Below are 7,755 nucleotides of genomic sequence, written 5' to 3' on the forward strand. Positions count from 1 at the left end.
GCCCTACGCGCCGCAACCCCCAGCCTCACCACCCTGACCCCCGCCGAACAAACCCTCCTAATCGAATGGCTAACCCGAATAGCCAACACCTGACCCGCTAACCGCCCGAATCTGCCGATGGACGTACCCAACGTGCTCCCGCACGGCGTCCCGAAGGCCGTCCCAGCACTCCTCCTCCAGTCCCAGATAAACCGATCGGGCACGGGCCAAAACGGCCCGGTGCTCTACGGGAAGCCGAGCAAGCGCCCACGACGCGGCCTCGTCCTTGGACCAGATCCGTCCAGTGACCAGCGTGCTCCAAATCCGGGCAAAGGTCAGCAAGACATTCCGTGTATCCGTCTCAACCTCACCCAGTAGCCCCGGCACCCCGTCGAGCAACGCAGCCCGAAGATCCGCACGCGGAACAGGCTCCAGAACCTCGCCCGCCGCCGGCCCGAACACCGAAGAATCACCCATCAAAACCATCGTGATCAACACCGCAAGATCAGGACACGACTCCGCGCCCGGTATCAGCCCACCCTCATACTCCGTCCGAAGCCACTCCCCATACTGAAACTCGCACTCCGCCGGATACCGCCAAGGCCGAACCGCCGCCTGAACCACAACGGAAAGCTCAACCGGCCGCCCCGCCCCACCCTGCAAGGGATCATCAGAAACCGCCAACAACCTCTCCAGTAGGGCTTGACGCTCCCCTCCAGTAAGCCGCCGCCTAACCACAACCAACAAATCGATGTCGCTATAAACCCGCAACCCGCCAAGCACAGCCGACCCATGCCGATAACACCCCACGACATCAGCCCCAACAACACCCCGCACAAGCCGCACAACCTCAAGAGTCAACTCTTCATCGCGGTCGATAGAACTCATTCGACGGTTATCCCTTCAAGTGCAGGCCCTCTAATGCCGCCCAATTATTTCCGATCAAGTATGCCCCACGCCCGTCGTAGTAGAGCATGCAGAGATCGATAACTATGGCTCCGGGTACGCCTCCTACGTCGAGGTGTCCGTCACTAAGCGCGATGATTCCACTGGCGCGCGGCAAGGCGTTGACGGCGGCGCAGGTGAAGACTCCGCTGGCGCGCAAGCCGTACGACTTCCGGCATGCCGGGGTCTCGTGGCGGCTGAGCTCGGGCGTCCCGGCTACGAAGGTGGCCGAGTGGGCGGGGCACAGTGTGGAGGTCCTGCAACGGATCTACGCGCACTGCCTCGATGACCAAGAACGGGGCTCTTTTGCTGGGGGTGACCTGGGCAGATGGCCTCAACGCCGTTCCGCGCATGTTCCGGAGACCGTGACAATCGGTGGCCTTCGGTGGCACATGGCTGCGTACGCAACGAACCCCGGTGACAGGTAAAAATGCCTGGTCAACCGGGGTTCTGGTAGATCATTTGAGGTGCCCCCTGCAGGATTCGAACCTGCGCACACGGCTCCGGAGACCAGCACCGGAAAGGTCCCCCACCAGGGGATCCGTTTCCGTAGCCTCGTCAACTGGACGCACATGGAACACGCTGGAGCGCTGAGAACCGATCCAGCGCGACCAGCCCGACGCCCCAGCGCCGGGGACGCCGTCCGCCTGAAGGACGCTCTCCGACCGTCTCTCAAGCTTCCACTCGGTGCGATGGCGACACTGGGGACGCGATGATGCGTGCTGAGCAGTGACGACTCTCCTGAGACTCTCACCATCCCAAGCCAATCGACGTCAGAAGTATGCGGTTGACCGTGAGAGCTAGAAGGCGCATCCTCCAGGAGGAGCCATGACCGGCGAGCTTTTTGCAAACGAACGCCTATGGGGGTGCATGTGAGCGAGGATGAATCCCTGGCCGCTGAGCGGCGAGACCACACACAACTCGCCTTTCCGATCGCAGTTCCGGAAGCTGTGAAGAGTCCGGCACATACGCCTAACAGATTCTCTCTAGCCGCCGAGGATGATGAGATCGATGATGGAGGCTGCTTTCACTATGAGAGTCTTCCAGATCTTTTTGCAGGAAGGATTGGGTTTGGTCCTTTGAGAGTATTTTGGGATACAAACATTCTGATCGACTTCGCAAAGTACGGTTCCCTGATGTGGGGTGACGAGGAGTTTCCTGTTGTTGTCGATGACCCTCAACATCAGGACGAACTCCTGGCTTTGTATCAACTCGTACAACTATGGATGATGAGAGATATTCGCTTCAAGGTATCTCCAAGGCAATTGAAGGACGCTCGTCGAGGATTGAGTGCCGATGAATGGCAGAGGCGTGAATATCAAATCCTCCAAATAAATGGTGCCCTGCAGTGTCTAAATCTGGATGCAGATATCGACGAAAGTGTGCACTATGAGTCTCTTCCTCTCGGCAGCGGAAACGATGCATGGGATGAGAGTCTTGTTGGGGAGGCTATAGATAAAGGATGTCATGTATTTCTTACGCAAGATAAGCGTTTGCGACGCAGATTGCACGAAAGGGCCAGTAGTTCCCTTGTGTGCATAATGGCTCCTTCGGCACTCATTCGAACTCTCATTGCAGCCGGAGAGTTCGGCCCTGGACGCTATGATTCTTACTTGCCGGATAGTCATAAATGGACTCATTTAATGGCCGTCGCCGAGTATCTTGGAGAGTGAAGAGCCTGCTTGGACGCCGTTTACCTGTTGGATATCGATGGGCCCTAGACGGTGCGTGCGCAGTGCGAGAGACTTGCGCCATGGGCAAGCTGACTCTGACATCAAGCCGTTGGCGAGAACTTACCGCACTGCTGAAAGACCAGCAGACGCTTCGGGCCAAGTACCCCCAGGTAGCCGAGTACCTGGAGACGGCCGCAGGGCTGGCAGGGACCGGTGACGAGGAAGTAGATGCACAGTTCGACTTGCGGTTTGTGCATTACATGACAGGTGGCAGTGCCGTTAGCTCAAACCCGTACTGGGACATCGTTGAGCCGCTCGTGACTGAAGTCGGCGACCGCCGGATAGTGAATGGTGGCCAGGCGGAAGGAAGTGTGCGACTCGCCTTTGCGCAGATGCTCCTGCAAGCAGCTTACGCGTATGCGATACCCAACCCGCGAACGATTGAATGGGTGGCGAGTTTTTGTGCGGGTCTCCCGATCGTGGAGCTTGGGGCCGGGCGAGGCTATTGGGCCGCGCAGCTGGCTCAAGCAGGGCTGACCGTTGACGCGTACGACTCGAATCCGCCGGGCAAGGCTGATAACCCCTCCTTCCCTGGAAGAGCCGGCCAGGCGGACGTCTGGCATCCGGTCGGGGATCTGCCAGAGTTTGCGGCTCGTGTCCAGTCGGCGGACTACGCACTAATGCTTTGCTGGCCCCCCGGCTGGGGCGAGACTATGTCGTCCGAGGCGCTCACGTTGTACGAGGACGCTGGCGGCGAGCGACTCGTCTACATCGGAGAGCCGAGAGGTGGCAAGACGGGCAACGATGCCTTCTTTGACGCCCTGTCCGATCGCTGGAGACTGGACTCAGTGGATCCACACTTCGTTTCGTGGTGGACAGATGGGGACATGGCACAGGGCTGGGTACGTATCTGAATCCGCACATAACAATGGGGGTGCCGATTCATTCGGCACCCCCATTGTTATTCCTCTACTTGAGGGTCATGCGGAACACGAACGCGTCGTAGCGGTCGCGGGGATATGAGATGTCCGAGAGCATGATGATTCGCTCGTCGGCGGACAGGAACCGCTGGTGAACCGTCTTGACGAGGTCGCCGGGCGTAGTCCGCAACCACTCGGCATGCGTCTCCACCGGTAGTTGGTCCGAGATCGTCTCTTCCAAGTAGGCAGCTTCCGAGATCCCGACGACGTCCCGCGGCTGGTAGGTGTCCGAGATCGAGATCGGTCGCCCGTTCTCGGTGGCTCGGGTGATGACGTGGTTGATCTCCTGCCCCGCCGGTACGCCGAGGGCCTCCGCTAGTTCGGTTGAGGCGGGGATCTGCTGAGTCTCTCGCTCTACCTGAACCTGCTGTTCGGACTCGTTCTCGAATGACTGTTCGGCGGTCTCCATCTGGCGTTCAGGAGACACGCGAACGAGGTTCGGGCGGTCGGCGACGAAGTTTCCTCGCCGGCGTACGGAGCGAACGAGGCCCTGGCTCTGGAGGAGTTCGAGGGCCTTGCGAACCACGATGTCCGAGACGCCCTGCTCTTGGGCGATCTCGGTGTAGCTCGGTAGCTGGGTGCGGGGCGCCAGCTCACCCCGTCGGATACGTCGGGCGTACTCACCCGCGATGCGGACGTAGGCCGGTTCTGCCACTGCGTCATCAACCCCTTGCCTTCTTCGGCGACACGCTGACCAGCGTATACGCACCATCGTATACCTAAGGCTTGTGCGTATACGTAGCTACGTATACGCTGAGGCCACTGGCCGCCCACAAGGGCGAGTCGCGGTGATCAGGAGGTTCAGGTGTTCCCGCAGAAGTCCAGCAACATCCCGCAGTGGCTCGCCGGCATCGCGGTCGCAATCTTCGCGATCAACAACCCGGAGAAGGCCGCCGCGCTGGTCAACCAGGTGATCCACGCGATCACGACGTTCTCGGGCTCGCTGGGCTGACCAGCGATGACCGCCCACTACTCGCAGGCTCGGCCCCTCGGCGCACAAGCCACCAAGCACGCCGCCGAGGGCCGCCCTATCCCACGGCTCACAAACCGCATGGAGGACCGCATGTCTGTCGACCCGTCGACTCTGTCGCTGGGGGACCTGGTGACCGAACTCGCCGAGCGCGGCGAATGCCGACACGACCCGGACCTGCACATGGGCCCGGACGCGTTCGAGTCCGAGCCGCTCGCCGAGCGTCTGGCCCGTCAGGACGTGGCCCGCGAGGTGTGCGAGGACTGCCCGGTTTGGGACCTGTGCCTGGACTACGCGCTGCGGATCCGCCCCACGTTCGGCGTGTGGGCGGGCCACCTGCCTCGCGAGCTGGCGGCGCTCCAGCGTGAGGCCCGGACCCTGACCGCTCCGGACCTGGAAGAGGTGGCCTGAGATGTTCGGCGCTGACCCGATCGTGTTCCCCGCGGTGTTCGCTGCGCTGTACGCCGCGCACGAGGTGGGCGACCACTGGTTGCAGACGCACGGGCAGGCTTGCGGCAAGGGCGCGCCTGGCTGGTCCGGCCGGATCCTGTGCGCCCGGCACGTCGCCACCCTGACCGCCGTCAAGGCCGCCGCCGTCACGCTGGTGGCGCTGGTGTTGGCACTGCCGGTCAACCCGTATGCCGCCGCGGCCGCGCTGGCGGTGGACGCGGTCTCGCACTACTGGGCCGACCGGCGCTCCACGCTGCTGGCGCTGGCCGACTGGCTCGGCCGCCACCTGATCCCCGGCAAGGGCGAGTTCGCCCGCCTTGGCGACGGCGCGACCGCGCCGACCGGTACCGGCGCCTACGCCCTGGACCAGTCCTGGCACGTCGGCTGGCTGCTGGCCGCCGCGCTGCTGGCCTCGCTGGGGGTGGCCTGAATGACCGCCCTCATCCTCGCCGTGGCCGTGCTCGCCGCGCTGTGCTGGCTGTACGTCTCCCCGCTCCGGCTGGCCGCCGCCGGTGGCGTGCTGGCGGTCGCGCACCCGGTGCCGACCGTGGCCCTGACCGCCCTGGCCGTCACGGCGATGACGGTGGCCGCCGCTGTGTCGGTCTACCGGACGCTGCGCGCCGAGGGCTGGCACCTGGTCACCGTCCAGCGCCCGCCCCTGGCGCCGGCGGGAGGTGTGACGGCATGACCCGCCGACGCAGCTCCGCACGGTTCTTCGACCCGACCGGCGCCCGGTACGGGATCCCCACGTGGCCGTGGCGCATGGCCCCGCCGCACCTGCGCACGCTCCGCCAGCTCGCGGCCGAGGGCCTGCGCCCCGGCGGACAGGACATCGCCGGACAGGTGCTGTGGAACTCCCGCCGCTACCGGAAGGGCGTGCGCGCCGCCTACCTGTACGACGTCCGGCTGGCGCTGCCCAAGCGCGTCCCCACCGAGCGGCAGCGCGCCGCCCTCGGCAAGGCGCTGGCCGCGCGCCGGTACTGCCCGACCTGCCGACGCGACGCCGGTTACGTCCTGCCCCGGCACCTCGGCGAGTGCCTTGAGTGCGCCGAGGGCGTCGGCCTCGGCGAGGCGGAGGTGACCGCGGCATGACCTCGACCACGCCCGCCCCGGTCTACGGCGCGCCGCGCCGGACGCTGACCGCCGGTCCGGTCAAGCGCTGCCCGACCTGCCGCACGCCGCTGGACGGTGGCCCGGTCCGGTTCCGCTGCCACCCGTGCGGCGTGCCGGTCATGGCCGCCGACCTCGACACCGAGTACCACCCCGCCGACGGCTCGACCGGCCACCCGGCCGGCAACCGTCACGGCGTCGACTCCACCTCGGTCCGGACCGCCCCTGATGGGAGGTACACCGCATGAACGCTTCACCGCTCCACATTCGGGCGGACCTCGGCGCACAGGCCACCAACCCGCACGCCGCCGACCACGCCGCCATCCCGCTCCGACCGCTGACGCCCTCCAACGAGATCCCGACCGACTCGCCCGCCTCGCCATCGACCACGTCCGACCGCGCCGAAGATGGCGCGTCTCAGGGGCGGGCGCTCACCAGTAATGAGTTCACCGCGGTTGCCGTGGTCGCCGCGCTGGTGGGCGTGCTGGGGCTGCTGGGGTTCGTCAACAGCTTCGCCGCGGTCGCCGACGCCGCCCGCCCGTCGTTCGGCGGGTTGGCGTGGTCGGTGCCGATCGGTATCGATCTGGGCATTGCGATCTTCGCTGCGCTCGACATCGTTCTTGCCCGGCTGGACATGCGGGTTCGGTGGCTGCGGTTCATCCCGTGGGCGCTGACCGCCGCGACCGTCTATCTGAACGTGGCCGAGGAGTCGACGGTGTTCGGCCGCATCGCGCATGCGGTGTTGCCGGCGCTGTGGGTGTGCGCGGTGGAGATCGCCGCGCACGTGATCCGGATCCGCGCCGGCATCGCTGCGGGGACCCGCATGGACGGGATCCGCGCCTCGCGGTGGATCCTCGCCCCGTGGCCCACGCTCAAGCTGTGGCGCCGGATGGTGCTGTGGGAGATCCGCTCCTACCCCGATGCTCTGGCCCGTGAGCGCGCCCGCGTACTCGCATTGACCGACCTGCAGGACACCTACGGCCGGTGGGCATGGCGCCGCCGCGCACCCCGCCGTATCCGCGCCCTGTACCGCCTCGGCGACCTCGCCCCCGCCCCCGAGACGAGTGGACCGGCCGCCGAGGTGACCGCCGCCCCGTCCACCGGACCGGCGGCGGACCGTCCGGGCGTAGCCAAGGTGGACCGTCCGGCACTGGAGTCCGGACCGTCCACCCCGCCCACCGGTGGACCGTCCGCGACGCGCAAGCGGACGGGGGCACCCAAGAGGGGCGGCGGTCCCGGTGGACGGTCCGCCCGCCCGTCCCGCACCCGAAAGACCGGCAAGGCCGCGCCGCCGGACGTGGACGACCTCATGCCGCTGGGGTGGCGCATCGCCGCCGACCTGGCCGCCGCCGGTGAGCCCCTGACCCGCAACAGCCTCGCCGCGCGGCTGCGCGCCGCCGGCCAGACCGCCGGCAACGCCCGCGTCGGCGCCCTGCTGGCCCGCCTCAAGACCGAAGCACCCACCGACCCCGCCGACAGTCCGGCCGCCGAGGGCATCGCCGTGGCGCCGTCCGCCGAGGGAGAGAACGCATCATGAACCACGCCAAGGCCATGGGCGAAGTCGTCCGCCTGCCCGTCAAGCACGCCGACCACACCGCCGACACCGACACGGCGCCCACCCTCGGCGCCCCCGCCGCCGGACCGGACC

At 66.0% G+C, this 7,755-nt stretch carries 11 protein-coding genes; 9 read left to right on the forward strand and 2 right to left on the reverse strand.

Going from position 1 to position 7,755, the window contains the following annotated elements; translation table 11 throughout:
* Positions 1-69: 69 nt before the first annotated feature.
* Positions 70-867: an aminoglycoside adenylyltransferase family protein gene (locus E1266_RS33300; RefSeq protein ID WP_132053932.1), complete on the reverse strand. Its 798-nt coding sequence runs from the start codon at positions 865-867 to the stop codon at positions 70-72.
* A gap of 929 nt (positions 868-1,796) precedes the next feature.
* On the opposite strand from E1266_RS33300, the gene E1266_RS33305 reads away from it, so the two are divergent.
* Positions 1,797-2,597 carry a hypothetical protein gene (locus E1266_RS33305; RefSeq protein WP_132053934.1) on the forward strand — a complete coding sequence of 267 codons (801 nt, stop codon included), beginning with the start codon at positions 1,797-1,799 and terminating at the stop codon, positions 2,595-2,597.
* A gap of 80 nt (positions 2,598-2,677) precedes the next feature.
* Entirely contained in the window at positions 2,678-3,511 is an 834-nt protein-coding gene (locus E1266_RS33310) for a hypothetical protein (RefSeq protein ID WP_132053936.1), read from the forward strand.
* Positions 3,512-3,566: 55 nt separating this feature from the next.
* On the opposite strand, the gene E1266_RS33315 is transcribed toward E1266_RS33310, so the two are convergent.
* Positions 3,567-4,232 carry a GntR family transcriptional regulator gene (locus E1266_RS33315; protein ID WP_132053938.1) on the reverse strand — a complete coding sequence of 222 codons (666 nt, stop codon included), beginning with the start codon at positions 4,230-4,232 and terminating at the stop codon, positions 3,567-3,569.
* Positions 4,233-4,382: 150 nt separating this feature from the next.
* Here E1266_RS33315 and E1266_RS38465 point away from each other — a divergent pair, with 150 nt between their 5' ends.
* The 7 genes from E1266_RS38465 to E1266_RS33345 all read left to right on the forward strand — a co-directional run bounded on the left by E1266_RS38465 (position 4,383) and on the right by E1266_RS33345 (position 7,644).
* Complete coding sequence (locus E1266_RS38465) at positions 4,383-4,529, forward strand: hypothetical protein (protein ID WP_157419387.1); 147 nt, start codon at positions 4,383-4,385, stop codon at positions 4,527-4,529.
* A 111-nt stretch (positions 4,530-4,640) separates the two neighbouring features.
* Complete coding sequence (locus E1266_RS33320) at positions 4,641-4,958, forward strand: WhiB family transcriptional regulator (protein ID WP_165966303.1); 318 nt, start codon at positions 4,641-4,643, stop codon at positions 4,956-4,958.
* A 1-nt stretch (position 4,959) separates the two neighbouring features.
* A complete protein-coding gene (locus E1266_RS33325; protein WP_132053942.1) occupies positions 4,960-5,427 on the forward strand; it encodes a transcriptional regulator in 468 nt (155 codons plus the stop codon).
* Positions 5,428-5,685: a hypothetical protein gene (locus E1266_RS33330; RefSeq protein WP_132053944.1), complete on the forward strand. Its 258-nt coding sequence runs from the start codon at positions 5,428-5,430 to the stop codon at positions 5,683-5,685.
* The gene (locus tag E1266_RS33335; protein WP_132053946.1) at positions 5,682-6,089 is read left to right on the forward strand and encodes an RRQRL motif-containing zinc-binding protein; all 408 of its coding nucleotides are present in this window, start codon (positions 5,682-5,684) and stop codon (positions 6,087-6,089) included. The genes E1266_RS33330 and E1266_RS33335 overlap by 4 nt, the downstream gene beginning before the upstream one ends.
* Positions 6,086-6,355 carry a hypothetical protein gene (locus tag E1266_RS33340; RefSeq protein ID WP_132053948.1) on the forward strand — a complete coding sequence of 90 codons (270 nt, stop codon included), beginning with the start codon at positions 6,086-6,088 and terminating at the stop codon, positions 6,353-6,355. The genes E1266_RS33335 and E1266_RS33340 overlap by 4 nt, the downstream gene beginning before the upstream one ends.
* A complete protein-coding gene (locus E1266_RS33345; RefSeq protein WP_132053950.1) occupies positions 6,352-7,644 on the forward strand; it encodes a DUF2637 domain-containing protein in 1,293 nt (430 codons plus the stop codon). The genes E1266_RS33340 and E1266_RS33345 overlap by 4 nt, the downstream gene beginning before the upstream one ends.
* Positions 7,645-7,755 lie beyond the last annotated feature (111 nt).

The sequence above is a fragment of the Actinomadura sp. 7K534 genome, assembly GCF_004348575.1.
Classification (GTDB): domain Bacteria; phylum Actinomycetota; class Actinomycetes; order Streptosporangiales; family Streptosporangiaceae; genus Spirillospora; species Spirillospora livida.

What these genes read in the sequence shown, in the direction of transcription:
- E1266_RS33300 (WP_132053932.1), bottom strand. Translation starts at nt 867, where the DNA reads ATGAGTTCTATCGACCGCGATGAAGAGTTGACTCTTGAGGTTGTGCGG.
- E1266_RS33310 (WP_132053936.1), top strand. Translation starts at nt 2,678, where the DNA reads ATGGGCAAGCTGACTCTGACATCAAGCCGTTGGCGAGAACTTACCGCA.
- E1266_RS33320 (WP_165966303.1), top strand. Translation starts at nt 4,641, where the DNA reads ATGTCTGTCGACCCGTCGACTCTGTCGCTGGGGGACCTGGTGACCGAA.
- E1266_RS33325 (WP_132053942.1), top strand. Translation starts at nt 4,960, where the DNA reads ATGTTCGGCGCTGACCCGATCGTGTTCCCCGCGGTGTTCGCTGCGCTG.
- E1266_RS33330 (WP_132053944.1), top strand. Translation starts at nt 5,428, where the DNA reads ATGACCGCCCTCATCCTCGCCGTGGCCGTGCTCGCCGCGCTGTGCTGG.
- E1266_RS33335 (WP_132053946.1), top strand. Translation starts at nt 5,682, where the DNA reads ATGACCCGCCGACGCAGCTCCGCACGGTTCTTCGACCCGACCGGCGCC.
- E1266_RS33340 (WP_132053948.1), top strand. Translation starts at nt 6,086, where the DNA reads ATGACCTCGACCACGCCCGCCCCGGTCTACGGCGCGCCGCGCCGGACG.
- E1266_RS33345 (WP_132053950.1), top strand. Translation starts at nt 6,352, where the DNA reads ATGAACGCTTCACCGCTCCACATTCGGGCGGACCTCGGCGCACAGGCC.